Source organism: Streptomyces sp. NPDC048415 (assembly GCF_040651675.1).
In the GTDB taxonomy this organism is placed as follows: Bacteria; Actinomycetota; Actinomycetes; order Streptomycetales; family Streptomycetaceae; genus Streptomyces.
Window position 1 is genome coordinate 195,151 of the sequence record NZ_JBEZKJ010000003.1, and the last position, 25,410, is coordinate 220,560.

At 70.2% G+C, this 25,410-nt stretch carries 26 protein-coding genes; 20 read left to right on the top strand and 6 right to left on the bottom strand.

Annotated elements, in window-relative coordinates; all coding sequences use genetic code 11:
* Nucleotides 1-88 precede the first annotated feature (88 nt).
* Both AB0D27_RS04005 and AB0D27_RS04010 read left to right on the top strand, forming a co-directional pair.
* On the top strand, nucleotides 89-736 hold the full coding sequence (locus AB0D27_RS04005) for a GPP34 family phosphoprotein (protein ID WP_362501732.1): 648 nt from the start codon (nucleotides 89-91) through the stop codon (nucleotides 734-736).
* 166 nt (nucleotides 737-902) lie between these two features.
* Nucleotides 903-1,736 (top strand): isocitrate lyase/phosphoenolpyruvate mutase family protein, encoded by an 834-nt coding sequence (locus AB0D27_RS04010; protein ID WP_362501734.1) that lies wholly within the window; start codon nucleotides 903-905, stop codon nucleotides 1,734-1,736.
* Nucleotides 1,737-1,745: 9 nt separating this feature from the next.
* Here AB0D27_RS04010 and AB0D27_RS04015 read toward each other — a convergent pair whose 3' ends face one another.
* The gene (locus AB0D27_RS04015) at nucleotides 1,746-2,162 is read right to left on the bottom strand and encodes an SsgA family sporulation/cell division regulator (RefSeq protein ID WP_362501896.1); all 417 of its coding nucleotides are present in this window, start codon (nucleotides 2,160-2,162) and stop codon (nucleotides 1,746-1,748) included.
* Nucleotides 2,163-2,450: 288 nt separating this feature from the next.
* On the opposite strand from AB0D27_RS04015, the gene AB0D27_RS04020 reads away from it, so the two are divergent.
* Together AB0D27_RS04020 and AB0D27_RS04025 are read left to right on the top strand one after the other, a co-directional pair.
* A complete protein-coding gene (locus AB0D27_RS04020) occupies nucleotides 2,451-3,515 on the top strand; it encodes an oxidoreductase (protein ID WP_362501736.1) in 1,065 nt (354 codons plus the stop codon).
* A gap of 87 nt (nucleotides 3,516-3,602) precedes the next feature.
* The gene (locus tag AB0D27_RS04025) at nucleotides 3,603-3,932 is read left to right on the top strand and encodes a plasmid stabilization protein (RefSeq protein WP_362501738.1); all 330 of its coding nucleotides are present in this window, start codon (nucleotides 3,603-3,605) and stop codon (nucleotides 3,930-3,932) included.
* Nucleotides 3,933-3,947: 15 nt separating this feature from the next.
* Here AB0D27_RS04025 and AB0D27_RS04030 read toward each other — a convergent pair whose 3' ends face one another.
* Nucleotides 3,948-4,244, bottom strand: a complete 297-nt coding sequence (locus AB0D27_RS04030; RefSeq protein WP_362501740.1) for a YciI family protein — start codon at nucleotides 4,242-4,244, stop codon at nucleotides 3,948-3,950.
* Nucleotides 4,245-4,291: 47 nt separating this feature from the next.
* Between AB0D27_RS04030 and AB0D27_RS04035 the strand changes: the two genes are divergently transcribed.
* The gene (locus AB0D27_RS04035; RefSeq protein ID WP_362501742.1) at nucleotides 4,292-4,993 is read left to right on the top strand and encodes an endonuclease V; all 702 of its coding nucleotides are present in this window, start codon (nucleotides 4,292-4,294) and stop codon (nucleotides 4,991-4,993) included.
* A gap of 83 nt (nucleotides 4,994-5,076) precedes the next feature.
* Nucleotides 5,077-5,223, top strand: coding sequence for a hypothetical protein (locus AB0D27_RS04040; RefSeq protein WP_362501744.1), 147 nt, complete (start codon nucleotides 5,077-5,079; stop codon nucleotides 5,221-5,223).
* A gap of 7 nt (nucleotides 5,224-5,230) precedes the next feature.
* Here the strand turns inward: AB0D27_RS04040 and AB0D27_RS04045 are convergent, their stop codons facing one another.
* Nucleotides 5,231-6,403, bottom strand: coding sequence for a saccharopine dehydrogenase NADP-binding domain-containing protein (locus AB0D27_RS04045; protein WP_362501746.1), 1,173 nt, complete (start codon nucleotides 6,401-6,403; stop codon nucleotides 5,231-5,233).
* A 126-nt stretch (nucleotides 6,404-6,529) separates the two neighbouring features.
* Between AB0D27_RS04045 and AB0D27_RS04050 the strand changes: the two genes are divergently transcribed.
* The 6 genes from AB0D27_RS04050 to AB0D27_RS04075 all read left to right on the top strand — a co-directional run bounded on the left by AB0D27_RS04050 (nucleotide 6,530) and on the right by AB0D27_RS04075 (nucleotide 13,632).
* A complete protein-coding gene (locus tag AB0D27_RS04050; protein ID WP_362501748.1) occupies nucleotides 6,530-6,910 on the top strand; it encodes an MmcQ/YjbR family DNA-binding protein in 381 nt (126 codons plus the stop codon).
* Between the two features lie 142 nt (nucleotides 6,911-7,052).
* Entirely contained in the window at nucleotides 7,053-8,192 is a 1,140-nt protein-coding gene (locus AB0D27_RS04055; RefSeq protein WP_362501749.1) for a CaiB/BaiF CoA-transferase family protein, read from the top strand.
* Nucleotides 8,189-9,331 carry an acyl-CoA dehydrogenase family protein gene (locus AB0D27_RS04060; protein WP_362501751.1) on the top strand — a complete coding sequence of 381 codons (1,143 nt, stop codon included), beginning with the start codon at nucleotides 8,189-8,191 and terminating at the stop codon, nucleotides 9,329-9,331. The genes AB0D27_RS04055 and AB0D27_RS04060 overlap by 4 nt, the downstream gene beginning before the upstream one ends.
* 21 nt (nucleotides 9,332-9,352) lie before the next feature.
* A complete protein-coding gene (locus AB0D27_RS04065) occupies nucleotides 9,353-10,567 on the top strand; it encodes an acetyl-CoA C-acetyltransferase (protein WP_362501753.1) in 1,215 nt (404 codons plus the stop codon).
* A gap of 40 nt (nucleotides 10,568-10,607) precedes the next feature.
* On the top strand, nucleotides 10,608-12,794 hold the full coding sequence (locus AB0D27_RS04070) for a 3-hydroxyacyl-CoA dehydrogenase NAD-binding domain-containing protein (protein ID WP_362501755.1): 2,187 nt from the start codon (nucleotides 10,608-10,610) through the stop codon (nucleotides 12,792-12,794).
* A gap of 100 nt (nucleotides 12,795-12,894) precedes the next feature.
* Entirely contained in the window at nucleotides 12,895-13,632 is a 738-nt protein-coding gene (locus AB0D27_RS04075) for a hypothetical protein (RefSeq protein ID WP_362501757.1), read from the top strand.
* Nucleotides 13,633-13,649: 17 nt separating this feature from the next.
* Here AB0D27_RS04075 and AB0D27_RS04080 read toward each other — a convergent pair whose 3' ends face one another.
* The gene (locus AB0D27_RS04080) at nucleotides 13,650-14,348 is read right to left on the bottom strand and encodes a MerR family transcriptional regulator (RefSeq protein ID WP_362501759.1); all 699 of its coding nucleotides are present in this window, start codon (nucleotides 14,346-14,348) and stop codon (nucleotides 13,650-13,652) included.
* 141 nt (nucleotides 14,349-14,489) lie between these two features.
* Between AB0D27_RS04080 and AB0D27_RS04085 the strand changes: the two genes are divergently transcribed.
* The 4 genes from AB0D27_RS04085 to AB0D27_RS04100 all read left to right on the top strand — a co-directional run bounded on the left by AB0D27_RS04085 (nucleotide 14,490) and on the right by AB0D27_RS04100 (nucleotide 19,707).
* Nucleotides 14,490-16,625, top strand: coding sequence for an AMP-binding protein (locus AB0D27_RS04085; RefSeq protein ID WP_362501761.1), 2,136 nt, complete (start codon nucleotides 14,490-14,492; stop codon nucleotides 16,623-16,625).
* 166 nt (nucleotides 16,626-16,791) lie between these two features.
* Nucleotides 16,792-18,258 (top strand): amino acid permease, encoded by a 1,467-nt coding sequence (locus AB0D27_RS04090; protein ID WP_362501763.1) that lies wholly within the window; start codon nucleotides 16,792-16,794, stop codon nucleotides 18,256-18,258.
* A 43-nt stretch (nucleotides 18,259-18,301) separates the two neighbouring features.
* Nucleotides 18,302-18,790 carry a macro domain-containing protein gene (locus AB0D27_RS04095; RefSeq protein ID WP_362501765.1) on the top strand — a complete coding sequence of 163 codons (489 nt, stop codon included), beginning with the start codon at nucleotides 18,302-18,304 and terminating at the stop codon, nucleotides 18,788-18,790.
* Nucleotides 18,787-19,707, top strand: coding sequence for an adenosine kinase (locus tag AB0D27_RS04100; RefSeq protein ID WP_362501767.1), 921 nt, complete (start codon nucleotides 18,787-18,789; stop codon nucleotides 19,705-19,707). The genes AB0D27_RS04095 and AB0D27_RS04100 overlap by 4 nt, the downstream gene beginning before the upstream one ends.
* Before the next feature lie 180 nt (nucleotides 19,708-19,887).
* Here the strand turns inward: AB0D27_RS04100 and AB0D27_RS04105 are convergent, their stop codons facing one another.
* Both AB0D27_RS04105 and AB0D27_RS04110 read right to left on the bottom strand, forming a co-directional pair.
* Complete coding sequence (locus tag AB0D27_RS04105) at nucleotides 19,888-21,150, bottom strand: helix-turn-helix domain-containing protein (protein ID WP_362501769.1); 1,263 nt, start codon at nucleotides 21,148-21,150, stop codon at nucleotides 19,888-19,890.
* Between the two features lie 346 nt (nucleotides 21,151-21,496).
* Nucleotides 21,497-21,943, bottom strand: coding sequence for an ATP-binding protein (locus tag AB0D27_RS04110; RefSeq protein ID WP_362501771.1), 447 nt, complete (start codon nucleotides 21,941-21,943; stop codon nucleotides 21,497-21,499).
* Between the two features lie 125 nt (nucleotides 21,944-22,068).
* On the opposite strand from AB0D27_RS04110, the gene AB0D27_RS04115 reads away from it, so the two are divergent.
* The 4 genes from AB0D27_RS04115 to AB0D27_RS04130 all read left to right on the top strand — a co-directional run bounded on the left by AB0D27_RS04115 (nucleotide 22,069) and on the right by AB0D27_RS04130 (nucleotide 25,385).
* Nucleotides 22,069-22,551 carry a MarR family winged helix-turn-helix transcriptional regulator gene (locus AB0D27_RS04115; RefSeq protein ID WP_362501773.1) on the top strand — a complete coding sequence of 161 codons (483 nt, stop codon included), beginning with the start codon at nucleotides 22,069-22,071 and terminating at the stop codon, nucleotides 22,549-22,551.
* A gap of 139 nt (nucleotides 22,552-22,690) precedes the next feature.
* Nucleotides 22,691-23,929 carry a cytochrome P450 gene (locus AB0D27_RS04120; RefSeq protein WP_362501775.1) on the top strand — a complete coding sequence of 413 codons (1,239 nt, stop codon included), beginning with the start codon at nucleotides 22,691-22,693 and terminating at the stop codon, nucleotides 23,927-23,929.
* Between the two features lie 35 nt (nucleotides 23,930-23,964).
* Nucleotides 23,965-24,183 (top strand): ferredoxin, encoded by a 219-nt coding sequence (locus AB0D27_RS04125; protein ID WP_362501777.1) that lies wholly within the window; start codon nucleotides 23,965-23,967, stop codon nucleotides 24,181-24,183.
* A complete protein-coding gene (locus AB0D27_RS04130) occupies nucleotides 24,180-25,385 on the top strand; it encodes an FAD/NAD(P)-binding oxidoreductase (RefSeq protein ID WP_362501779.1) in 1,206 nt (401 codons plus the stop codon). The genes AB0D27_RS04125 and AB0D27_RS04130 overlap by 4 nt, the downstream gene beginning before the upstream one ends.
* Nucleotides 25,386-25,410 lie beyond the last annotated feature (25 nt).

The window sequence follows — 25,410 nt, forward strand, 5'->3', positions numbered from 1 at the left end:
CGACGGCAACAGGACCGCTGAACACGCTAGGGGCGGCCCTGGAGGCTGTCAAAGGATTAACGTGCCCCGACGACGCGAAGGAGATCCCGTGCCGAACGGCCCGCTCTCGCTGCCCGCCCGGCTCTGCCTCCTCGCCTGGGACACCTCGCGGCTCGAGGCCACCGGCACGGCCCCGCTTCACCTTCTGGTGCGCGCCGGCGCCCTCACCGAACTCGCCCAGCGCGGACTGCTCATCGACGACGACGGCATCGTCACCCCCGTCGACCCCGACTCCCGCGCGGGGGACGTCGTCCTCGACGGGCTCCTGGAACTCGTCGAGGAGTCCCGGCCGCGGACATGGGGGGAATGGGTGACGCCGCGGGCTCGCGTCACCCTGGACGCCGTATGCGCGCAGCTGGCGGCCGAGGGATTTCTCCGGACGGAGCGCAAGCGGATCCTCGGGCTCTTCCCATCCACGGGATACGGGATGGAGCGGGCGTCCGCCGTGGACGCACTGCGCGCGGAGGCCCGGCAGGTGCTGGAAGGCCCGCGGCCCGTCGCCGATGTCTGCGACCGTGACGCGGCCCTCGTCGCCCTTGCCGTCGCCGCCGAAGTCCCGGCCTTCGTATGGGCCAGGGACCGCATCGACGAACTGACCGAACGCGGCGCCGCGGCGGCTCCGGCCCTGAAGAAGATCATCCAGGAGGTGCGTACGGCGGCGATCGCGGCGTCGGCGGAGGCGGCCACGGGGAGCTGAGGCCCCAGAGTCCTCTCGCCAGCTCGCCAGCTCGCCAGCTCGCCAGCTCGCCAGCTCGCCAGCTCGCCAGCTCGCCAGCTCGCCAGCTCGCCGCGGGCGCCCGCGTCCCACGTACATGTCGAATTTCCGCCAGACCCGACTACCGTCCGATGGTTGGCTCGGCCCCATGACGAACCAGAACCCCCTTCGCGAAACCGCCCTCGCCTTCCGTGCCCTGCACGTGCCCGGCACCCCGCTCGTGCTCCCGAACGCCTGGGACACGGCGAGCGCCAGGATCGTCGAGGAGGCGGGCGCGTCCGCCGTGGCGACCACCAGCGCGGGACTCGCCTGGGAACTCGGGGCGGCGGACGGTGACCGGCTCGACGGGGACAGGGCGATCGAGGCGGTGGGACGGATCGCAGCCGTGGTCCGCGTGCCCGTCAGCGCGGACATCGAGAGCGGCTACGCGCGGGACGCCCAGGGCGTCGGAGGCACGATCCGCGCGGTGCTCGCGGCGGGCGCCGTCGGGGTGAACATCGAGGACGCGCTGTACGACGGCACCGCGCCGTTGCGCCCGGTCGCCGAGCAGTCCGAGCGCATCGCCGCGGCCAGGGCGGCCGCCGACGGGGCCGGCGTGCCGCTGTACGTCAACGCCCGCATCGACACGTTTCTGCGGGGCGTGGGCGGGATCGAGGAGACCTTGGAGCGGGCCGCGGCCTTCCTCGCCGCCGGAGCCGACGGTGTCTTCGTCCCCGGAGCCGTCGATCCGGTGACCGTGAAGGCACTCGTCGAGGGCGTCGAAGCGCCGCTGAACGTGATGGTGGGTCCGGGCGCGCCGTCCGTCGCCGAGCTGGCCGCGCTCGGTGTCGCCCGGATCAGCGCGGGTTCGGGCATCGCCCAGGCGGCGCATGCCGTGGTCCGGCGCGCCGCGCGGGAGCTGCTGAGCGCGGGGACCTACGACTCGCTGACCGACGGGCTCGACTATGCCGAGCTCAACACCCTCATGGGGAACAGCCGCTGAGGGCGCCGCTCAGCAGGTGCCCCGCATGAGCTCCGCCAGATCCTGGTCCAGGTCCACCTGGAGGTGCTCGAGGCCGACGGGCACCAGCTCCGTCGTGCGCTGCAGGAAGTCCCGCACCTCACCCGAGCGCACATGCACCACGGCGGTGCCCTCGGGGGCGTGGAACTCCAGCACGGTGCGGTCGTAGCCGTACGGCCGCACCCGTACGTCGCCCCGGCCCACCGACTCCTCGAGGCCGGACGCGAGCAGCTCACGCGCGAAGGTCCAGCAGACCTCCACGCCCTCCAGCGTGGCCGGCGCGGGGAAGGTCATACGGACCGCGAAGGGATCGCTCCGGTCGTAGTGGAGCGTTGCGGGAATGCTCGGCATCCGCGGCGCGGCGGCGACGAGGCGGGCCTCTACGGGCTGCTCGATGACGGTGGACAACGCCTTGCTCCCTTGGGACGGCTGGACGAACTCCGGGCGGATGGGACCGGTCAATTGAAGAGACGAAGAAACGAGCCAGTGCGTGCACCTGAAACCCGAGTGACCTCTGTCACCGAGTTCATGCAGTGAGGTGATCCACTTGGTGATCCATTTTTCGCCCCTTGCTCGCCGGACATCCGAGAGGACACTCAGTCGAGGCCTCCGGGTTCCCGGACGACGCCATCTGGACGGCACCGGGGGAGTGGACTAGCTTCGCCCGCCATGAGGGGCTTGGGGAAGTCGAGACGTATGAGTCGGACGGTCGCCGTGGGACTGTGCGCGTTCGCGCTCACGACCGCGCTCGCGGCGGCGGTGCCCGCGCAGGCGCACGAGGCGGCGAAGGCCCCGCACTGGGGCCTGACGGACAGCGGCACCGACGTACGGCTGCGCGGACTGTCGGCCGTCAGCCGGGACACGGCCTGGGTGGCCGGCTCGAAGGGCATCGTGCTGCGCACGACCGACGGCGGCGCCGACTGGCGAAACGTCTCGCCGCCCAACAGCGCGGACCTGGAGTTCCGTGACATCGAGGCGTTCGACGCGCGGCGGGCGGTGGTGCTGGCCATCGGCGAGGGTGAGGCCTCCCGTGTCCTGAGGACCGACGACGGCGGCGCGACCTGGACGGAGTCGTTCCGCAACACCGACGCGAAGGCCTTCTACGACTGCCTCACCTTCTTCGACCGGCGCCACGGCCTGGCGATGAGCGATCCGGTGGACGGCAAGTTCCGCATCCTGTCGACCAGTGACGGTGGCCGGTCCTGGACGGTGCTGCCCAGCGACGGGATGCCCGCCGCGCAGGACGGCGAGGCGGGCTTCGCGGCGAGCGGGCAGTGCCTGGTCAGTTCGGGGTCGCGCGATGTGTGGCTGGCGACCGGCGGAGGCGCACGCGCGCGCGTGCTGCACTCCTCGGATCGCGGACTGACGTGGACCGCCGCCGACACGCCGATCCCGGCCGGCGACCCGGCGCGCGGCGTCTTCGCCCTCGCCTTCCGCGACCGCACCCACGGACTCGCGGTCGGCGGCGACTACCGAGCCGACCAGACCTCACCCCGGGCGGCGGCACTCACCCCCGACGGCGGGCGCACCTGGTCGCCCGCCGCCCAGCCCCCGCCCGCCTACCGCTCCGGTGTCACCTGGTTCCCGCACAGCCGCACCGCCGCGCTCGCCGTCGGCCCCACCGGTACCGACGTGACCACGGACGGCGGCAGCACCTGGCACACCGTCGACACCGGCTCGTACGACACCGTGGACTGCGCCCAGGACCTTGGCTGCTGGGCCTCGGGAGAGAAGGGCCGGGTGGCACGCCTGGAGCCGTGAGCTGCCGCTCGCCGTGCGGCGGAGAGAGTGCCGTGTTTGCGTTGGACAGGGGTACTCGTCCCACGCGAAGAAAGGAAGTGAGCAGTTATGCCCCGTGGCTCCAGCTCAAAGCGGGAACGCCAGTACGAGCACATCAAGGACAGTGCTCAGGACCGCGGAGAGAGCACCGAGCGCGCCAAGGAGATCGCCGCACGGACCGTGAACAAGGAACGTGCCCGTTCGGGCGAGTCCAAGACGGCGAGCCGTACCTCCACCCAGGACATGTCGTCCAGCAAACGCGGTGGCCAGCGCTCGCACTCGGGTTCCGAGGGACCCACCTACGACCAGCTCTACGAGGAGGCCAAGAAGCGCAACATCCACGGCCGTTCGGACATGAACAAGAGCCAGCTCAAGCGGGCTCTGGGCAATAAGGGCTGAGTACGGACGCCCGGCTCAGCCGAGCGTCTCGCGGTACTGATCGAGGGCGGGCGCCGTCTTCGTGGCCACGAACTCCGTGATGCGGTACGCGCACACTCCCGCGAGGACGAACGGGTCGCCCGCCGCGATCTGTTCGATCTGTGGACGACCCCCCGCGACGGCGAGGATCACCCCGCCGTCGCGGGGGTTCTTGCGCCCGGAAGCGAGGAAGACACCCGCGGCGTAGTGCTCGCCGAGCCAGGCGACATGCGCTTCGTGCACGGCGTCGACGGCCTCGAGCGGCGCGGTGTAGGTCAGCTCCAGTACGAACATGATCACGAGCCTACCCCTGGCCGACAGGCCCTAGGCTCGTCCCCACCATGAGGACCGTGAGGATTCCGGCGGGCTGGCCCGCCACCGAAGAGCAGGCGCGTGCCGCGCAGGACGAGTTGCGGGGGCGCGTCGCGCTCGACGAGCCGGGCCCGCCGCCCGGCAGCGGCCGGGTGACCGGGGTCGATGTCGCCTACGACGACGACCGGGACCTCGTCGTGGCGGCGGCCGTGGTGCTCGACGCGGCGACCCTCGACGTCGTCGCCGAGGCCACCGCCGTCGGACAGGTCTCCTTCCCCTACGTTCCCGGGCTGCTGGCCTTCCGCGAGATCCCGACCGTCCTGGCCGCCCTCGACGCCCTGCCCTGCGCGCCCGGCCTGGTCGTCTGCGACGGCTACGGCCTGGCTCACCCGCGCCGCTTCGGCCTCGCCAGCCACCTGGGCGTCCTCACCGGGCTCCCCACGATCGGCGTGGCCAAGAACCCGTTCACCTTCTCCTACGAGGAGCCGGACGCCCGGCGTGGCAGCGCCTCCCCGCTCCTCGCGCAGGGACCCGCGGGTGCCGAGGAGGTCGGCCGCGTGCTGCGCACACGGGACGGCGTCAAGCCGGTGTTCGTGTCCGTGGGTCACCGGGTGAGCCTCGACAACGCGTGCGCGCACACGCTCGCGCTCACCCCTGAGTACCGCCTCCCGGAGTCCACCCGAAGGGCGGACTCCCTCTGCAGACGGGCGCTCCAGGAAGCAACCCCCTGACGTACGTCGCCCGTTGACTGAGTACGTGTTCTGAGTAGCCGTACGGATGTGATGGCACCCTCGTGATCGGCAGGCTGTGCCGCATGACGACGCACCGCGCACCGAAGCCCGTGGCCAACCCGACCCAGCCCATTGAGCGAGCGGTGACGGCCGCACTGGTCCTCGCCGTGATCGCCGGACTCGCCTGGATAGGCGGGATGATCTACACGGTCACGGGTTGGGCGTCCTGACGGGCCGCTACAGAACAGCGGCCACCCGGAAGGTGATCCCCGCCGCGCGGAGGCGGTCGGTCAGCGCGTCGCCCATCGCCACCGCCGACGTGACCTGCCCGGACGTCTTCGGCAGGTCGTCGAAGGCGAGGGACAACGCCGACTCCGCGAGCATCTTGGCGGTCTCGTCGTAGCCGGGGTCGCCGCCCGAGACCTCCGTGAACACGCGTCGGCCGCCGCCCTCGCCCACGAACCGCACCGAGAACCAGCTCTTCGCGCGCCGCGCGGCACTCGGCCCCTCCCCGGGCTTGACCCGCTCGGACAACCAGCGGCGCGCGGGCGGCAGCTGGGCCGCGGCGAACACCGCGCTCACCGCGGCGACCCCGCCCACGGCGAACGGCAGCCGCTCGACGGCCGCGTAATGGCGGTAGCGGAAGTCGGGCCCGTACCGCTCCAGGGCCCGCGCGGACCGCTGCACCACCTGGGCGTCGATCGTGGGCAACGGCAGCGCCCACGCACCGACCTCCCTGGCGAACCGCGGAGCGCTCAGTGGCGCCTGCGCCCGCCGCCCCATCAGCCGCGGCTCGTGCCGCCTGCGGTCCCGCGCCGCGGCCAGCAGGTGCCGCCCGCGGGAGAACTGGGTGAGCGCGGAGGCGAAGGTGCCGCCCGAGAACATCGCCTGGGTGCGCACGAATCCGTCGACCTGCAGCGGCACCCCCTCGGGAAGCTGCTTCACCGTGAAGTACGCGCCCAGGTCGTGCGGAATCGAGTCGAAACCGCAGGAGTGCACGAGCCGCGCCCCGGTTTCCCGGGCCCGGGCGTCGTGCCGGACGTACATCAGGTCCACGAACTCGGGTTCACCCGTGAGGTCCACGTAGTCGGTCCCGGCGTCCGCGCAGGCGGCCACCAGTTCCTCGCCGTACGTGATGTACGGCCCCACCGTCGTGGCCACCACGCGCGCGTGGCGGGCGAGTTCACGCAGCGACCGCGCGTCGGACACGTCCGCCAGGAGCACACCGGGCGCGCCGTCGAGCCGCTCCCGAAGCCGCTCCAGCTTCTGCGCGCTGCGCCCCGCGATCGCCCACCGCAGCCCTTCGGGCGCGTGCGCGGCGAGGTACTCCGCGGTGAGTTCCCCGACGAACCCCGTGGCTCCGAAGAGCACGATGTCGTACGTGCGGTCGGTCCCGTTTGGCCTGCTCATGACACTCCCCCACTCTCGGCTGCGCTCGAGCGGGTGGGGCCCCCACTGCCATGCGCGAAGCGCCGTTGTCGGTGGCTGAGGCTAGCGTGAGGTACGAGCAGCCGAACAGACAGGTCGGAGGTAGCCGTGGCCGTGCCGAGGAACGCCCTGAAAAAGTGGGAGATGGTGCGCGAGTTCGCCCTCGGGCTGCCCGTCGCCACCGAGGAGTTCCCCTGGGGTGAGACCGTCGCCAAGGTCAACAAGAAGGTGTTCGTGTTCCTCGGCGTCGACGACGGCAGTCATCCGCTCGGTGTGACGGTGAAGCTCAAGGACGAGGAGGCGCACGCCCACGCGCTGACGTCGCCCGGCGCGGAGCCCGCTGCATACGGCCTAGGCAAGTCCGGCTGGGTGCGCATACCCCTGGCGGAGCAAGGCGCTCCAGCCGCGGAGCTGCTGTGCGAATGGGTCGAGGAGAGCTACCGGACGATCGCGCCGACGAAGCTGATCGCGGAGCTGGAAGGGCGCTGACCGCCCCTCTTCCCGCACCTTTCGGCCCGGTTCACCACCCGTAATTTAACTAAGCGCTTGCTCGTCAAGGGCTTGCCCGTCGTGGAACGCGTTCTTAACATCGCTGATGTCACATCAGTAGTGTCACAGTGCTGGGGGCTTGATGGCAGAGGCAGGGACACCGGGGCACGGCCCGCTCGGCGGGGTGCGCGTGGTTGAGCTGGCGGGCATTGGCCCCGGCCCGTTCGCCGCCATGCTCCTCGCCGATCTCGGCGCGGACGTCGTCCGCGTGGACCGGCCCGGTGGCGCCGGGCTCGCGATCAATCCGGAGTACGACGTCACCAACCGCAACAAGCGGTCCGTGATCATCGACCTGAAGGCCGACGACGGCCCTGCCCGCGTCCTCGACCTGGTCGAACGCGCCGACATCCTCATCGAGGGCTACCGCCCCGGCGTCGCCGAGCGCCTCGGTGTGGGCCCCGAGACCTGTCACGCCCGCAACCCGAGGCTCGTCTACGGCCGTATGACCGGCTGGGGCCAGGAAGGGCCGCTCGCCCAGCGCGCCGGGCACGACATCGCGTACATCGCCCTGACCGGAACCCTCGGCATGATCGGCAGGCCGCAGGAGCCGCCCACGGTCCCGGCGAACCTCGTCGGCGACTACGCGGGCGGCTCGCTGTACCTCGTCGTCGGCGTCCTCGCCGCCCTGCACCATGCGCGCGCGAGCGGCGCCGGACAGGTCGTGGACGCGGCCATCGTCGACGGTGCCGCCCACCTCGCCGCGATGATCCACGGCATGCTCGCCGCCGGTGGCTGGCAGGACCGGCGCGGCGCCAACCTCCTCGACGGCGGCTGTCCCTACTACGGGACGTACGAGACGGCCGACGGGCAGTACATGGCGGTGGGCGCCCTCGAGCAGCAGTTCTACGACGAGTTCGTGGAACTGCTCGGCATCGAGGAACTGGCCCCCGCCCGCAAGGACCTGGCCCGCTGGGGCGAGCTGCGCGAGGCGGTCGCGGCGCGATTCAGGACCCGTACGAGGGACGAGTGGACCGCCGTCTTCGAGGGCTCGGACGCGTGCGTGGCCCCGGTTCTGTCGCTTCGCGAGGCGCCCACCCACCCGCATCTCGCCGCCCGCGGCACCTTCGTCGACCACGGCGGCATCACCCAGCCGGCCCCCGCGCCCCGCTTCTCCCTCACCCACACCGCCGTCCGCAGTGGCCCCGCCCAGCCGGGCGCCGACACGGCGGAGGTGGCCCGCGACTGGGGCGTACCCCACCTGACGAAGGACGGCGACCGATGAAGCGGCAGATCTTCACCGCCGAGCACGACGCGTTCCGGGAGACCGTGCGCACCTTCCTCGCCAAGGAAGTGCTGCCCCATTACGAGCAGTGGGAGAAGGACGGCATCGTCTCGCGCGACGCCTGGCGGGCCGCCGGGAAGCAGGGGCTCCTCGGGCTCGCCGTGCCCGAGGAGTACGGAGGCGGCGGCACCGACGACTTCCGCTACAGCGCCGTCCTCGCCGAGGAGTTCACGCGCGCGGGGGCCGCCGGGCTCGCGCTCGGGCTGCACAACGACATCATCGGGCCGTATCTGACGGGCCTGGCCACCGAGGAGCAGAAGCGGCGCTGGCTGCCCGGCTTCTGCGACGGCTCACTGATCACGGCGATCGCCATGACCGAACCCGGCGCCGGATCCGACCTCCAGGGCATCACGACGCACGCCGAGGACCGGGGCGAGTACTGGCTGCTCAACGGCTCCAAGACCTTCATCTCGAACGGCATTCTCGCCGACCTCGTCATCGTGGTGGCGAAGACGACTCCAGAAGGCGGCGCCCACGGGCTCTCCCTGCTCGTCGTCGAGCGCGGCATGGAGGGCTTCGAGCGCGGCCGCAACCTCGACAAGATCGGCCAGAAGTCGCAGGACACGGCCGAGCTGTTCTTCCACGACGTGCGCGTGCCCAAGGAGAACCTGCTCGGCGAGCCGAACGGCGCCTTCGTGCATCTGATGACGAACCTCGCGCAGGAACGCATGGGCATCGCCGTCGCCGGGATCGCGGCGGCCGAGTATCTGCTGGAGATCACCACCGAGTACGTCAAGGAGCGCGAGGCCTTCGGGCGGCCGCTCGCGAGGCTCCAGCACATCCGCTTCGAGATAGCCGAGATGGCCACCGAGTGCGCCGTCACCCGGACGTTCCTCGACCGCTGCATCGTCGATCACTCCAACGGCGAACTCGACGCGGTACACGCCTCCATGGCCAAGTGGTGGGCCACCGAGCTGCAGAAGCGGGTAGCCGACCGTTGTCTCCAACTGCACGGCGGATACGGCTACATGACGGAGTACCGCGTCGCCCGGGCCTTCACCGACGGACGTATCCAGACCATCTACGGCGGGACCACCGAGATCATGAAGGAGATCATCGGCCGCTCGCTCCTTGGCTAACACTCCTTGAAAGGTTTACTCGTGAGCACCGAAGCGTACGTGTACGACGCGATCCGCACCCCGCGCGGACGCGGCAAGGCGAACGGCGCCCTGCACGGCACCAAGCCCATCGACCTGGTCGTCGGGCTCATCCACGAGGTCCAGCGCCGCTTCCCGGGGCTCGACCCGGCCGCCATCGACGACATCGTGCTGGGCGTCGTGGGCCCGGTCGGAGACCAGGGCTCCGACATCGCCCGCATCGCCGCGATCGCCGCCGGACTGCCCGACACGGTGGCCGGCGTCCAGGAGAACCGCTTCTGCGCCTCTGGCCTCGAAGCCGTCAACCTGGCCGCGATGAAGGTCCGTTCGGGGTGGGAGGACCTGGTGCTCGCGGGCGGCGTCGAGTCGATGTCACGCGTGCCCATGGCCTCGGACGGCGGCGCCTGGTTCGCCGACCCGATGACCAACATCGCCACCAACTTCGCGCCGCAGGGCATCGGCGCCGACCTCATCGCCACCATCGAAGGCTTCTCACGCCGTGACGTGGACGAGTACGCGGCGCTGTCCCAGGAGCGCGCCGCCGTCGCCTGGAAGGACGGCCGCTTCGACAAGTCCGTCGTCCCGGTGAAGGACCGCAGCGGGCTCGTCGTCCTCGACCGCGACGAGCACCTGCGGCCCGGCACCACCGCCGACTCGCTCGCGGGGCTCAAGCCGTCGTTCGCGGACATCGGCGATCTGGGCGGCTTCGACGCGGTGGCCCTGCAGAAGTACCACTGGGTCGAGGAGATCGACCACGTCCACCACGCGGGCAACTCCTCCGGCATCGTCGACGGCGCGTCGCTCGTCGCCATCGGCTCCAAGGAGGTCGGCGAGCGCTACGGCCTGACCCCGCGCGCGCGGATCGTCTCCGCCGCCGTCTCCGGCTCCGAGCCCACCATCATGCTCACCGGGCCCGCGCCCGCCACCCGCAAGGCGCTCGCCAAGGCCGGGCTGACCATCGACGACATCGACCTCGTCGAGATCAACGAGGCCTTCGCCGCGGTCGTCCTGCGCTTCGTGAAGGACATGGGCCTGTCCCTGGACAAGGTCAACGTCAACGGCGGCGCGATCGCTCTCGGCCACCCGCTCGGCGCAACCGGCGCGATGATCCTCGGCACCCTCGTCGACGAACTGGAGCGCCAGGACAAGCGCTACGGCCTCGCCACGCTGTGCGTGGGAGGCGGCATGGGCATCGCCACGATCGTCGAGCGTCTCTGACCTTTCCCAACGGATCAACGGATCTACGGAGCACCCCCTGATGAGCACTGAGCCCACCACCATCCGCTGGGAACAGGACGAGACCGGCGTCGTCACCCTCGTCCTGGACGACCCGAACCAGTCCGCCAACACCATGAACCAGGCGTTCAAGGACTCGATCGCGGCGATCGCCGAGCGAGCCGAGGCCGAGAAGGACTCCATCCGCGGGATCATCTACACCTCCGCGAAGAAGACCTTCTTCGCGGGCGGCGACCTCAAGGACATGATCCAGGCCGGCCCGGAGAACGCCCAGCAGGCCTTCGACACCGGTGTGGCCATCAAGTCCTCCCTGCGCCGCATCGAGACCCTGGGCAAGCCGGTCGTCGCCGCCCTCAACGGCGCGGCGCTCGGCGGCGGTTACGAGATCGCCCTTGCCTCCCACCACCGCGTCGCCCTCGACGCCCCAGGCTCCAAGATCGGCCTGCCCGAGGTCACCCTCGGCCTGCTCCCCGCCGGCGGCGGAGTCACCCGCACCGTCCGCCTCATGGGCATCACGGACGCCCTGCTGAAGGTGCTGCTCCAGGGCACCCAGTACTCCCCGCAGCGCGCCCTGGAGAACGGCCTCGTCCACGAAGTGGCCGCCACCCCCGAGGAGATGCTCGCCAAGGCCCGCGCCTTCATCGACGCCCACCCCGAGTCGCGGCAGCCCTGGGACAAACCGGGCTACAAGATCCCCGGCGGCACGCCGGCCAACCCGAAGTTCGCGGCGAACCTGCCCGCCTTCCCGGCCAACCTGAGGAAGCAGCTGGGCGGCGCTCCCTACCCGGCCCCGCGCAACATCCTCGCGGCGGCCGTCGAGGGCTCCCAGGTCGACTTCGAGACCGCGCTGATCATCGAGGCGCGCTACTTCACCGAGCTGGTCACCGGGCAGACCGCCAAGAACATGATCCAGGCGTTCTTCTTCGACCTCCAGGCGGTCAACTCCGGCGCCAATCGCCCCAAGGGCATCGAGCCGCGCCAGGTCCGCAAGGTCGCCGTCCTCGGTGCCGGGATGATGGGCGCGGGCATCGCCTACTCGTGCGCCCGCGCGGGCATCGACGTCGTCCTCAAGGACGTGTCGGCCGAGGCGGCGGCCAAGGGCAAGGACTACTCCGAGAAGCTCTGCGCCAAGGCCGTCTCCAGGGGACGTACGACGCAGGAGAAGGCGGACGCGCTCCTCGCCCGCATCACGCCGACCGCCGACCCGAACGACCTGGCCGGCTGCGACGCGGTGATCGAGGCCGTCTTCGAGGACACGGCACTCAAGCACAAGGTGTTCCAGGAGATCCAGAACGTCGTCGAGCCCGACGCGCTGCTGTGCTCCAACACCTCGACCTTGCCGATCACCGTGCTCGCCGAGGGCGTCGAGCGGCAGGACGACTTCATCGGGCTGCACTTCTTCTCGCCCGTCGACAAGATGCCGCTCGTCGAGATCATCAAGGGCGAGCGGACCGGCGACGAGGCACTGGCGCGCGCCTTCGACCTCGTACGGCAGATCAAGAAGACCCCGATCGTCGTCAACGACTCGCGCGGCTTCTTCACCTCCCGTGTCATCGGGCACTTCATCAACGAGGGTGTCGCGATGGTCGGCGAGGGCATCGAGCCCGCGTCCGTCGAGCAGGCGGCCGCCCAGGCCGGTTACCCGGCCAAGGTCCTCTCCCTGATGGACGAGCTGACGCTGACCTTGCCGCGCAAGATCCGCAAGGAGTCGAAGCAGGCTGTCGAGGACGCGGGCGGCACCTGGCAGACGCATCCAGCGGAGGCGGTCATCGACCGCATGGTCGAGGAGTTCGACCGCACCGGTCGCAGCGGCGGCGCCGGCTTCTACGAGTACGGCGAGGACGGCAAGCGCGGCAAGCTGTGGCCCGGCCTGCGCGAGCACTTCACCAAGCCCGGCCACCAGATCCCCTTCAAGGACATGCAGGAGCGCATGCTCTTCGCCGAGGCGCTGGACACCGTCCGGCTCCTGGAAGAAGGCGTGCTGACCTCCGTCGCCGACGCCAACATCGGGTCCATCTTCGGCATCGGCTTCCCGGGCTGGACCGGCGGTGTCCTGCAGTACATCAACGGGTACGACGGCGGCGCCGGGCTGCCCGGATTCGTGGCACGCGCGCGTGAACTCGCCGAGCGCTACGGGGAGCGGTTCACGCCGCCCGCGCTGCTCGTCGAGAAGGCGCAGAAGGGCGAGAGCTTCAGCGACGCGAACTGACGTCCTTCGCTGACGCCGGGTGACGTATCGCTGGGCCGTACGTCACCCGGCGTCGGTGCAACCGCAGGGGGCCCTCGTACGTTCTAGGCTGCCGTAGGTCATGGTCACGCCAACGGAGGGGTCGTACGTGCGGTGCACCACCAAGCGAGTGCTGCGAGGAGCCGGAGTCGGCGTTCTCGTCCTGTCGCTCGCGCTCACGGGATGCCAGGGCAAGAAGCACAAGAAGAAGAGCCGGGGGTTGTCGTCCACGTCCCGCAGCCGTACGACCGGGGGTTCGACCAGCGGGACCTCACTGACCGGCGCCCAGGCCGCCAAGTCCGTGCTGCCGTCCGCCGAGGACATGCCGAGCGCACTGCGCACGGTCGCGGACACGCCGTACACCAGCGCACGCGGGCCGAAGAGCTGCAAGGATCCCGCCGCGAGGTGCAAGAACGCGGTGGCACGCGGAGACGTGGGCTACAGCACGAGTGACCGCGGCGAGGGCGCCCGTTTCGAGGTCATCGTGTACCGCAACGCTTCGGCGGCCTCCAAGGCCTTCCGCGCCTGGAAGACGTATGCCCAGGACAACAGCAAGCTCCAGGTGCTCGACACCCAGGCATCCGGCTCCCACAGCATGACCTTCCACTACAGGACCTCGTCGCTCGAGGCCAGCCAGGAGACGGTGATTCTGCGGGGCAAGTACATCGGCACGCTGACGCACCGGGACCAGGACAACGTGTCCCTGACCACCGCCTCGGCCACGCTGACCGGGCTCGACCGGATGTATGCCGAGCGGTTGCGGCAGCTCGCGGCCGACGAGACACCCACCGCGTCGGCGGCGGCACTCAAGGTTTCCTAGGGCCTCGCGGGGGTGGCTCAGGACTCCTTGAGCCACTCCCGTAGTTCCTCCTTCAGCGAGCGCTGGAAGGTGGTCAACAGCGCCTGCACCACCAGCGGCTGCATGTGCGCCGACAGCGACTTCACCGCCGCCACGGACTCGCCTTCGCCGACCGCGTCACGCAGCAGCGTGGACAACGCGTGGGCCGCCGCGCGCGAGTGCTCCAGCAGGACGGACCGCGCCGCGAGGATCGTCTCGTGCGCGATCGGTACGTCGAGCAGCCGTACGCCGAGCGGCAGCAGCCCCGGGTCGACGCGGAAGGAGTCCGCGTTCCGCTCGACGACGTTCATCGCGGTGAGCCGCTCCAGGTCCTCGTCGCTCAGCGCGCGCCCGGCCCGCCGCTCCAGCTCCTCGCGCGATGTGTCCTCCGCCGCGTCGGGGGCCCAGGAGGCCACGACGGCACGGTGGATGGCGAGGTCGTGAGCGCTCAGGTCCGGTGGCAACTGCTGGAGATAGCGCTCGATCGCGGCGAGCGTCATCCCCTGGTGCTGCAACTCCTCGATGAGGGCGAGCCGGGCCAGATGCTCCTGGCTGTAGTGGCCCACGCGCCGGGGGCCTATCACGGGCGGCGGCAGCAGGCCCTTGGCGCTGTAGAAGCGGACGGTACGCACCGTCACGCCCGCCCGCGCGGCCAGCTCGTCGACCGTGAGTGTCCGCTCCTCGGTGTCCGTCGTCATCGCAGGTCCTCGCCTTTCCCGGTCGTGCGGCGTCCGCCCTCCGGGGCCGGTGGCGACGCGGTGCAACAGTATTGCTGTCTCACCAGTGTTGTGAAAGCGTCCGTCCAGGCACGCCCGAGCCGACGGCGCCAGGAGGCGGTCATGACCACGATCCTGCGACTCCCCGGGGAGCCCTCCGAACTCACGCTCCCCGCCCTGCTGCTGCGCAACGCCGAGGACCACGGAGAGCTGCCGGCGCTGTCCTGGCGTACGGACGACGGCTGGACCACGCTCACCTGGCACGAGGTGCGCCACGAGGCCGCCGTCCTCGCCGCCGGGTACGCGGCCCTCGGCGTCCAGCGCGGCGACCACGTCCTCATGATGATGGGCAACCGCCCCGAGCACTGGCTGAGCGACCTGGCGCTGATCCAGCTGGGCGCCGTCCCGGTGACCGTCTACGGCACGGCGGCCCCCGAACAGGTCGCGCACATCGCCCTGCACAGCCGGGCCCGCCTCGCGATCGTCGAAGGGGCACCCGAACTGGCCCGCTGGGAGCCGCTGTTGAGGGACGTGACCTTATCCCTGGAGCGGCTGGTCGTCGCCGAGACGGCGGAGGCGGGCGCCCACCGGACGTACGCCTCCCTCAAACGGCGCGACACCGCCGACACGGAGTGGCGCGAGACGGCAGGCAAGGCGCGGCGTGACACTGCCGACGAGGACTGGCGCGACACCGCCGAACAGAGCTGGCACGCCACCGCCGACGAAGACCGGCGCGAGGCGCGCGATCGGGGCGTGCGTGGCGGCGGTGACGAGGACCGGCGCGAGGCGCGCGGTCGGGGCGTGTGTGGCGGCGGTGACGAGGATCGGCGCGAGGCGCGCGGTCGGGGCGTGTGTGGCGGCGGTGACGAGGATCGGCGCGAGGCGCGCGGTCGGGGCGTGCGTGGCGGCGTTGACGAAGACCGGCGCGAGGCGCGCGACTGGGGCGTGCGTGGCGGCGTTGGCGGAGGGCGGGGCGAGGCGTCCGGTGAGGGTTGGCGCACGGGCGTCGACGGGGCTTGGCGGGAGATCCGCTCCGGCGATCCGCTCACCGTCGTCTACACCTCCGGTACCACCGGCGACCCCAAGGGCGTACGCGTCACGCACCGCAACGTCGTCCTCAACGCGCTCGCCCTCGACCGCCTCGTCGAACTCCCGGACCACGTAGAGCACATCTCCTACCTGCCCTTCGCGCACATCGCCGAGCGCATGCTCGGGATCTATCTGCCGGTGTTCCGCGCCTCGCATGTGTACCTGTGCCCCGACCCCACGCAGGTGGGCGCCGTGGCCCGTGAACTGCACCCCGCGCAGTTCTTCGGCGTTCCGCGCGTGTGGGAGAAGTTCGCGTCCGCCCTGCGGGCCGCGGTGGCCGGACTCCCCGAGGAGCGGCGTGCGGCGGTGGACGCGGCGATGGAGACGGCACGCGCGCGCGTGGCCTGTCGCGAACGCGGCGAGGAGCCGTCCGTCGAGCTTGCGCAGGCCTACCGCGCGGCGAAGGAGCAGGTGCTCGACCCGATCCTCGCCCTGGCCGGCTTCGACCGTCTGGCGTGGACGGCCAGCGCCTCGGCCCCGCTGCCCCCGGACGTCGTGGCGTTCTGGGCGGGCTTCGGCTTCGCGATCATGGACGCGTGGGGGCTGACGGAGACGATCGGGGTCGCGACCACCAACAGTCCCGCCGCCTTCCGTCTCGGCTCGGTGGGCAAGCCCCTCGACGGCGTGGAACTGCGCGTCGCCGAGGACGGCGAGATCCTCGTCCGGGGTGCGACCGTCTTCGACGGCTATCTGCGCGCGGACGGATCCCTCGACGAGGCCCGGGACGCGAACGGCTGGTTCGCCACCGGCGACATCGGACGGATCGACGAGGACGGTTTCCTCTGGCTCACCGACCGCAAGAAGGAAATGATCGTGACCTCGGCGGGCAAAAATGTCTCGCCGGCGCTCGTCGAGAACGCGCTCAAGGAGCACCCACTCATCGGCCAGGCATACGTCCACGGCGACGGCCGCTCCTACCTGGTGGCGCTCCTCGTCCCGGACGCCGAACTGGCGGCCACCGTCGAGCCGGCCGCGCTGCGCGAGGAGATCGCCGGCGCGGTGGAGCGGGCCAACGCGCGCCTGAGCCGCCCCGAGCAGATCAAGCGCTACCGCGTACTCGACGAGGAGTGGAGTCCCGAGAGCGGCGAGCTCACGCCCTCTCTGAAGCTGCGCCGTGCTGCCATCCGCGCCCACTACAAGCACGTCATCGAGGATCTGTACACCTCGTGATCACCATGTGAGATGTGCCGCTATGTGACGTGTGCCATCGCATACGGGGCGATCTCTGGGGGAAGGTGGCGCCTTGGTCTGTGCCGCGTCAGGGGTGGCCGGGCCAAGACACATCCGGACACCCGCGTACGCAGTGCGCCGGGGGCACCAGAGAGTAGATCCACGCGTGAGCAAGGACGCCGTAGACACGGTCAAGGCCGCATCCCGCACCGACTCGGCCCGCACGCCCGCGGACGCGGGCGACGCCGGGTACAGCAAGGACCTCAAGGCCCGGCACGTCAACATGATCGCGATCGGCGGCGCGATCGGCACCGGACTCTTCCTCGGAGCCGGTGGCCGCCTCCACAACGCGGGCCCCGCCCTCGCCCTCGCGTACCTCGTCTGCGGCGTGTTCGCCTTCTTCGTCGTGCGCGCCCTCGGCGAGCTGGTCCTGTACCGGCCCTCGTCCGGTTCCTTCGTGTCGTACGCGCGCGAGTTCCTGGGCGAGAAGGGCGCGTACGTCGCCGGGTGGATGTACTTCCTCAACTGGTCCACGACCGGCATCGCGGACATCACCGCGATCGCGCTCTACACGCACTACTGGAGCCTGTTCACCGACATCCCGCAGTGGGTGCTGGCCCTGATCGCCCTGGCGGTGGTCCTCACCGTGAACCTGATCTCGGTGAAGATCTTCGGCGAGATGGAGTTCTGGTTCGCGATCATCAAGGTCGCCACGCTCGTCGCGTTCATGTTGGTCGGCATCTTCCTGCTCGCCACCCAGCACGACGTGGGTGGCCAGACGCCCGGTCTGAGCGTCATCACGGACCACGGCGGTGTCCTTCCGCACGGAATGATGCCCGTCGTCCTCGTCATGCAGGGCGTGATCTTCGCGTATGCCGCCCTGGAACTGGTCGGCGTCGCCGCGGGCGAGACCGCCGAGCCGGAGAAGATCGTCCCGCGCGCGGTGAACTCGATCATGTGGCGCGTGGGTCTCTTCTACGTCGGCTCGGTCGTCCTCCTCGCGCTGCTGCTGCCGGGATCCGTCTACTCCGGCGACGAGAGCCCGTTCGTCACGGTCCTCTCCAAGATCGGCGTCCCGGCGGCCGGTGACGTGATGAACCTGGTCGTTCTGACCGCCGCCATGTCGTCGCTGAACTCCGGCCTGTACTCCACCGGCCGCATCCTGCGCTCCATGGCCATGGCGGGCTCGGCGCCCAAGTTCACCGCGAAGATGAACCGCAACCAGGTTCCCTACGGCGGCATCCTGCTCACCTGCGCGGTGTGCGTGCTCGGCGTCGGCCTCAACTACCTCATGCCGAGCCAGGCCTTCGAGATCGTGCTGAACGTGGCCTCCCTCGGCATCATCAGCACCTGGGTGATCATCATGATCTGCCACCTGGTGTTCGTGCGCCGCGCCAAGGAGGGGCTGGTGACACGCCCGTCGTTCCGTCTTCCCGGCAGCCCCGTCACCGAGATCGTCACGATCGTCTTCCTGCTCGCCGTGCTGGGACTGATGGGGAACGACCCCGAGGTCGGCCGAAAGACGCTGCTCCTCATCCCGGTGATCGCGGCCCTGCTGGTCGGCGGCTGGTTCGCACTCCGCCGCCGGATCTCGAAGACCGAGGACCAGGAGCTGAGCGAGCTCACGAAGTAGCAGGTCACGGGCCACTGTCAGTGGCAGCGCCTACGGTGGCGTCATGTCGGAGATCACGTATGTCCGGGGTGACGCCACCGTTCCGTTGGGCAAGGGCGTCAAGGTGATCGCCCATGTCTGCAACGACATCGGGGGATGGGGGAAGGGCTTCGTACTCGCCGTCTCGCGCCGCTGGCCGGAGTCGGAGAAGGCCTACCGCGCCTGGCACCGGGACCGCGCGCACAACGACTTCGGCCTGGGCGCGGCCCAGTTCATCCAGGTCGAGCGGTACGTGTGGGTGGCGAACCTGGTGGGGCAGCGGGGCATACACACGGGCAGCAAGGGCGTGCCCGTGCGCTACGAGGCGATCGACACGGCCCTCGGCCGCCTCGCCGACAAGGCGCTGGAACTGGGCGGCTCCGTCCACATGCCCCGGATAGGCTGCGGTCTGGCCGGCGGCAAGTGGTCCCGCGTCGAACCGCTGATCACCGAGCGGCTCGTGCGGCGAGGGATCGCAGTCACGGTCTACGAGCTTGGGGAGGGCCGGAGTTGAGCCGTGACACCGATGTCCTCGTGCTCGGCGGGGCGGGCGTGGACACCATCGTGTACGTGCCGGAGCTACCGCTGCCGTACGCCGACAGCTACATGATCGAGCCCGGGATCCGCACCCGCGCCGGACAGACCGGCGACTTCGTCGCCCTGGGCCTGAGCGCCCTCGGCCTGCGGACCCACCACGTCGACATGCTCGGCGACGACCCCGAGGGCGACCTGGTCCGCGCCCTGCACCGCGAGAAGGGCATCGCGCTCACCGCCGTCCCGCAGCCTGCCGGTACCAAGCGCGCGGTCAACCTCGTCAGCCCCGACGGCAGACGGCTGTCCCTCTACGACACGAGCCGCGCACACGCCGACGACCGGCTGCCGGAGCCGGTGGTCCGGAAGCTGGCGGAGTCGAGCCGCCACGCCCACGTGTCCATCACTCACCCGTGCGCCTTCGCCCTGCCCGTGCTGCGCGAGGCCGGGGTGACCCTCTCGACCGACCTGCACAACTGGGACGGCGAGAATGCGTACCACGAGCCGTTCGCTTTCGCGGCGGACGTCGTCTTTCTGTCCGCGGCCGCCCTGACCGACCCGGAGCGGACCGTGCGCGGCATCGTCGAGCGCGGCCGGGCCGAGGTGGTCGTCGCCACGGCCGGGGCCGATGGCGCGTTCCTGCTGGCCGACGGCGCGCTGACCCACATACCGGCCGTCACGCCTCCCGCGCCGGTGGTGGACTCGAACAGCGCGGGCGACGCCTTCGCCGCGGCCTTCCTCTTCGGGTGGCTGAACGGCGAGCCGCCAGGGCGCTGCGCCCAGTACGGCGCGGTGGCCGGCGCGTACGCGTGCACGGTGCCGTCCACGGAGACCGCCGCCCTGTCCCGCGACGAACTCCTGACCGGGGCGGCCGCCGCAGAGGCGACGACATCGAAGTAGCCCACCTGTTCCGGTGGTTACTTCGGCAGCCCGCAGCGACCTCGGCCGTACCTGCCCCTGGCTGCCGCCGCCCCGATCGCCCGGGCAACGGACCCTCCGTCCCGACCCGAGTGGGTGACCGATCCGCCGACGGCCCGGGTCGTCGTGTGTACCGTTCGGCCGACGGCCGGGTGCTGGTATTCATTCGGGGCTGGTGCGAAGGAGCGTCGAGCCGAGGTACTGAACGGCGCGCAGCGCGACTTCCAGATCGCTGTGCCCCTGCTGGACTGACTGCCCCATGATTTGCTCGGCTTTCCGGATGCGGTACTGCACGGTGTTCTTGTGCAGAATTTGAGCGCTGGCGGTAGCGGTGTAACTGCAGCCGGTGTCCAGGAATATCTGCACGGTCTCCCGAAGTCGTGAGCTGTTCTCGTCATCGACGGCCAATGGACCCAGGACGTCCCACACCCACGCGCGCATGTCGTCGACGTTCGTAGCCATCAAGGCGATCGGAGCGACAGTGGAGAAGTCGGTGAACTGGGGGGCTGGATTGGCCACTGCCGCAAGTTCCTGCGTGCGCACTGCCTGCCGATGCGTGGAGCGGAATCCCTCGATGCCGTACCCAACGGACCCAGCGCACACGCGCACGGAAGGATCGCTGCGCTCGACCACATTCCAAAGCTGTTTCCATGAGACGTCGTTGCGCGAGCCGAACGGCAGCCAAGCCCAGGACAAGACTGCGTCTCGGGGGACGAACAGCGGCCTGGCGGGGCAGTCGAGCTCCCGGCCGATCTCATGGGTGATCCGGTCGAGTCGAGCAAGTCCCTCGCCCCCACTCGTCAGTGTGGGCAACCAGGCCACCAGCCCAAGGTGGTTCTGCCGGAGCCGGTAACCAAGGGCTGGTTCGGCCCAGTTGAGGTCGACGTCCTTCTCGGTGAGGATGTCTCGCACGCGCGCAGCGCGCGCGGCGGTCTGGCTGAGCAGCCAGTGATCGCGTTCCTGTTGGTAGACCATGGTGGCACGTTCGGCTACCCGGTCGTTGTAACCGAAGCTCAGCTGCAGTATGCGCCGGTGGGTCGCGGTGAAGAGCTCGTAGTCGGCGCCCTGTTGGTCGAGCTCGTCCAGACACCATTCCAGAAAACGCAAGTGGCCGATCCTGTGGGCCCTGGTCATCACACTGAGGGGGATGTCCCGCTGAGCCAGCCTCCTGGTGTACTCAAAAGCAGCTGCAGGCATCTCCACGTTGTCCAGAGATATCTGGTTCTCGAAAATGTGCAGCACCGTGGCGACATTTTCCGCGACACTCGCCTGCAGGATTTTAATGACGGTCGTATCCCCCCTGAGCTCGGGGACCCTGGCCGTAACATGCTCCACGATGTCGTGGCTGACCTCCGAGAGGTGTGACCCGATGTTCTCCGCGACCACGGACAGTTGTTTCGCGGCCTCGGGATGCTCCGCAGGCATACCTCAACCCTACAGTGTGGCCCGTGACCTATCCGCTTGTTCGGGGCGCGATAGGCCGGACTCCGGAAAGCCTGCGCGATTACCGCCGACGGAATGGTCCATCGGCACCAATTCCGACCCGAAGGTCGCATTGCGAGCCAAGGGCTTTCGTGCGCTCCGCGCCTTAGGGACGGCTCTTGAGAAGGGGCAGGATCGCGGTACGAGCATCCCCCGCTATTTCAAGCCTTCCGGAGGCGACCGCCGACGTCGCCGGCCCGCTCGCGCTCGGAGATAGTCGGGGCTGACCCGATAACCGCCTGGTGCGGGGCAGAGGCGACTTCGGCGGGGCGACAAGCCATGGGTCCGGTCAGGCGCGCGCATTCACGTCGGCCCAGTGGATGGCGTGTCCGGGCTCCTGGTGGTCGCCGTGCGCGGCGGTGAGCTGGTCGATGATCTCCAGCCCGCGGCCGTGCTCGTCGGGAGTGCAGCTGGCTGCCCAGTCGCCGTCCGTGGCGGCAGGGCCTCCGTCGACCACTTCGATGTGCACCCGCCGGGTGCCTGGGTCGCGGCTCAGTTCGAGGTTCAGTGGGGGCTGAGCGTGCTCCACAGCGTTGGTGACGAGTTCGGAGACGGTCAGCAGCACCGAGTCGGCCGCCTCATCGGCGACCCTCCACTGGGCGAGGATCTCTTTCGTGATCTTGCGGGCTTCTCCGGCGGCTTCCGGGCGGTGCGCCAGGGGCCAGGCGCTGCCCGACCGCGGGGGCCGGGTTGCGGCCTGCGGCGGGGAGAGGGCTGGGGCGTAGGCGTAGGTCACAGTGATCACCTTCTTCCGGCGCCGCGGTGGCGCCTTGGTTCTGACCAGAACCCCTAACGGTCCCAAAACCATCTATAGCATAGTCTATATAGACAGTCTATATAGAGTGTGTTATAGATGGAGATATGGATGAGACACCTGAAGAGGGTCCCCAGGAGGTGGCGGCGGCGCTCCACGAGCTGGTCACCGGGATGGTCTGGCACCTCTTGTCGAGCTGGCAGGGCATGAGTCTGACCACGGCCGCGACGCTGGGCAGGCTGGAGCGGGAGGGTCCGATCCGGATGACCGCGCTGGCTGCGGCGGAGGGCATCGCCCAACCGTCGATGACCGTGCTGGTGCAGCGGCTGGAAGCCCAGGGCCTGGCATCGCGAGTGAGTGATCCCGAAGACGGGCGGGTCCGCCTCGTCGCCCTCACGGATGCCGGGCGTGAGCTGCTGGCCGAGCGCCGCCGGGCGGGGGATGCCCGGATGGCCGGCCTGCTGGCCGCGTTGCCCGAGCAGGACGTGCGGGCGCTGGACGAGGCCATGCACACGGCCCTGCCCATCGTCCGGCGCATGCTCCAGGAAGCTCCGCGGCCCCACACCACCGACGGCGGATCGGCTTCCTGAACCCCCCGGGGGTGCGCTCTTCGGTGTCTCCTCCTGCAGGCGGCTGGACCTGCTCCGCTGCCCCGTCGCGCCTCACGCGTGCCGGGCCCCGGTCCTGGCGCCTGCCCCCATATCGGACTTCCGGAAAGGGCGGAGAACCATGAGCACCATCTCGACACCCGGCATTGACGCGTCGTCGGCGGAGGTACCGGACTACCCCATGACCCGGGCGGCCGGCTGCCCGTTCGACCCGCCGCCGGCCCTGTACACGCTGCAGGCCCAGGCCCCGATCAGCCGGGTGCGGCTGTGGGACGGCAGCACCCCGTGGCTGGTCACTCGCTACGAGGACCAGCGGGCGGTGCTGGCCGATCCGCGGATCAGTGCAGACAGCACTCGCCCGCACTACCCGTATTCGGGCGCGGCCCAAATGGAGCGCCGGACGCTGGCGCCGTCCTTCATCGACATGGACGATCCAGAGCACGCCCGGCTCCGTCGGATGGTCACCGCGCCCTTTTCCATCAAGCACGTGGAGGCGCTGCGGCCGGCCATCCAGAAGATCGTTGACGGTCTGATCGACGCCATGCTCGCCGGACCGACACCGGTCAACCTGGTCGAGGCGTTCGCGCTGCCGGTGCCCTCACTGGTGATCTGCGAGCTGCTCGGCGTCCCGTATGCCGACCACGACTTCTTCCAGGCCAACAGCAAGATCCTGGTCACGCGTACCACGACGGCTGAGCAGGCGCAGGCGGCCACCCGGCGGCTGCTCGACTACCTGGACCGGCTGATCGGCGACAAGCTCGCCCACCCGGCAGACGACCTGCTCTCCACGCTGGCCGCGCGGGTCAGGGCGGGAGAACTCTCCCGACGTGAAGCGGCCAACACGGGGATGCTGCTGCTGATCGCCGGACACGAGACCACCGCGAACATGATCGCGCTGGGCACCCTGGCCCTGCTGCAGCACCCTGACCAGTTGGCCCGGCTGCGCGAGAGCGACGACCCGAAGGTGGTCGCCTCGGCGGTCGAGGAACTCCTGCGCTACCTGAACATCGTGCACAGCGGACGGCGCCGCGTGGCCCTGGAGGACATTGAGATCTGCGGGGTGACCATCCGCGCCGGCGAAGGCGTCATCGTGGCCAACGACATCGGCAATCGCGACCCCGCCGCCTTCCCCGACCCCGACCGGCTGGACATCGCCCGCAACCCCCGCCATCACGTGGCCTTCGGCTTCGGTGTGCACCAGTGCCTGGGCCAGCCGCTGGCCCGGGTGGAACTGCAGGTCGTCTACGGCACCCTCTACCGCCGCATCCCCACCGTGCAGCTGGTGGTAGATCTCGACGCGATCCCGTTCAAGCACGACGGGGCTGTCTACGGCGTCTACGAACTGCCCATCACTTGGTGATCGCGGCCGAGTGCCGCGCAGAACAGGAGGATCCGATGAAGGTGATCGTCGACCAGAACAAGTGTGTCGCCTCCGGCCAGTGCGTGCTGGCCACACCGGAGGTGTTCGACCAGCGCGAGGAGGACGGCATCGTCGTCCTGCTCACCGAGACCCCGCCGGAGGACCTGGCGGACGACGTCCGGCAGGCCGCCGCCCTCTGCCCGGCCCAGGCGATCTGGGTGGAAGACCAGGAGAAGCAGGAGGACAAGAGGTGAAGCGGATCGTCATCGTCGGAGCCTCGGCCGCAGGCCTGACCGCGGCCGAGACCCTCCGCCGCCGAGGCTGGGGCGGCGACCTCACCCTGATCGGCGAGGAGCCACATCCGCCGTACGACCGGCCGCCGCTGTCCAAGCAGATCCTCACCGGCGCCTGGGAGCCCGAACGGGCTACCCTGCGCTCCCTACAGGACTTGGCGCGGCTGGAGGCCGACCTGAGGCTCGGACAGCGCGCCGCCGCCCTCGACGTGGAGGGCGGCCAGGTGCGCCTGGGCAACGGCGAGAGCATCGGCTTCGACGGTCTGATCATCGCTACCGGTGTGGCCCCCCGGCGCCTTCCCGACAGCGATCTGGCCGGGGTCCACGTCCTGCGCACGCTCGACGACGCTCTCGCCCTACGCGCCGCGCTGCTCACCGGGACCCGGGTGGCCGTGGTCGGTGCCGGATTCCTGGGCACGGAGGTCGCCGCGGCGGCCCGGACCATGGGCCTGGAGGTGACCGTGGTCGAGCCGGAGCCCGTTCCGGTGCGTCGCCCGTTCGGCGACCGCATCGGCGCGCTCGTCGCCGACCTGCACCGCGACCACGGCACGCGCCTGCGCTGCGGGATACCGGTGCGCCGCCTGCGCGATGCAGGCGGCCGGGTGACCGGGGTGGAACTCGGTGATGGCACCACGCTGCCGGCCGACGTCGTCGTCCTGGCTCTCGGATCCGCCCCCGCGACCCACTGGTTGACCGGCTCGGGCCTGCGCCTGGGGGATGGTGTGGTGTGCAACGCGTTGTGCCAGGCCGCACCCGGTATCTACGCCGCCGGTGACGTCGCCTCCTGGCACAACCCGCACTTCGGCACCCGCATGCGGCTGGAACACCGGATGAACGCCACCGAACAGGCCATGGCCGCAGCCGGCAACCTGCTCGGTGATGCCACCCCGTTCGCTCCCGTGCCTTACTTCTGGACCGACCAGTACGACACCAGGATCCAGGCGTACGGCATCTTCCCGCCCGGCGCCGAGCTGCGGATCGTCTACGGCGATCCGTCGGACGGCCGTTTCGCAGCCGCCTACGGCCACCACGGGAGGGTGGTCGGCGTACTCGGCTGGAACACCCCCCGCCAGGTACGCACGCTGCGCCGCCTGGTCGTCGAACGCGCGTCGTGGAAAGCCTTCACGATCACACCCGCGCTCCGCCCGGAAACCGTGAACTGACCTCCAGGTCCCCGCCGGAAGCAAT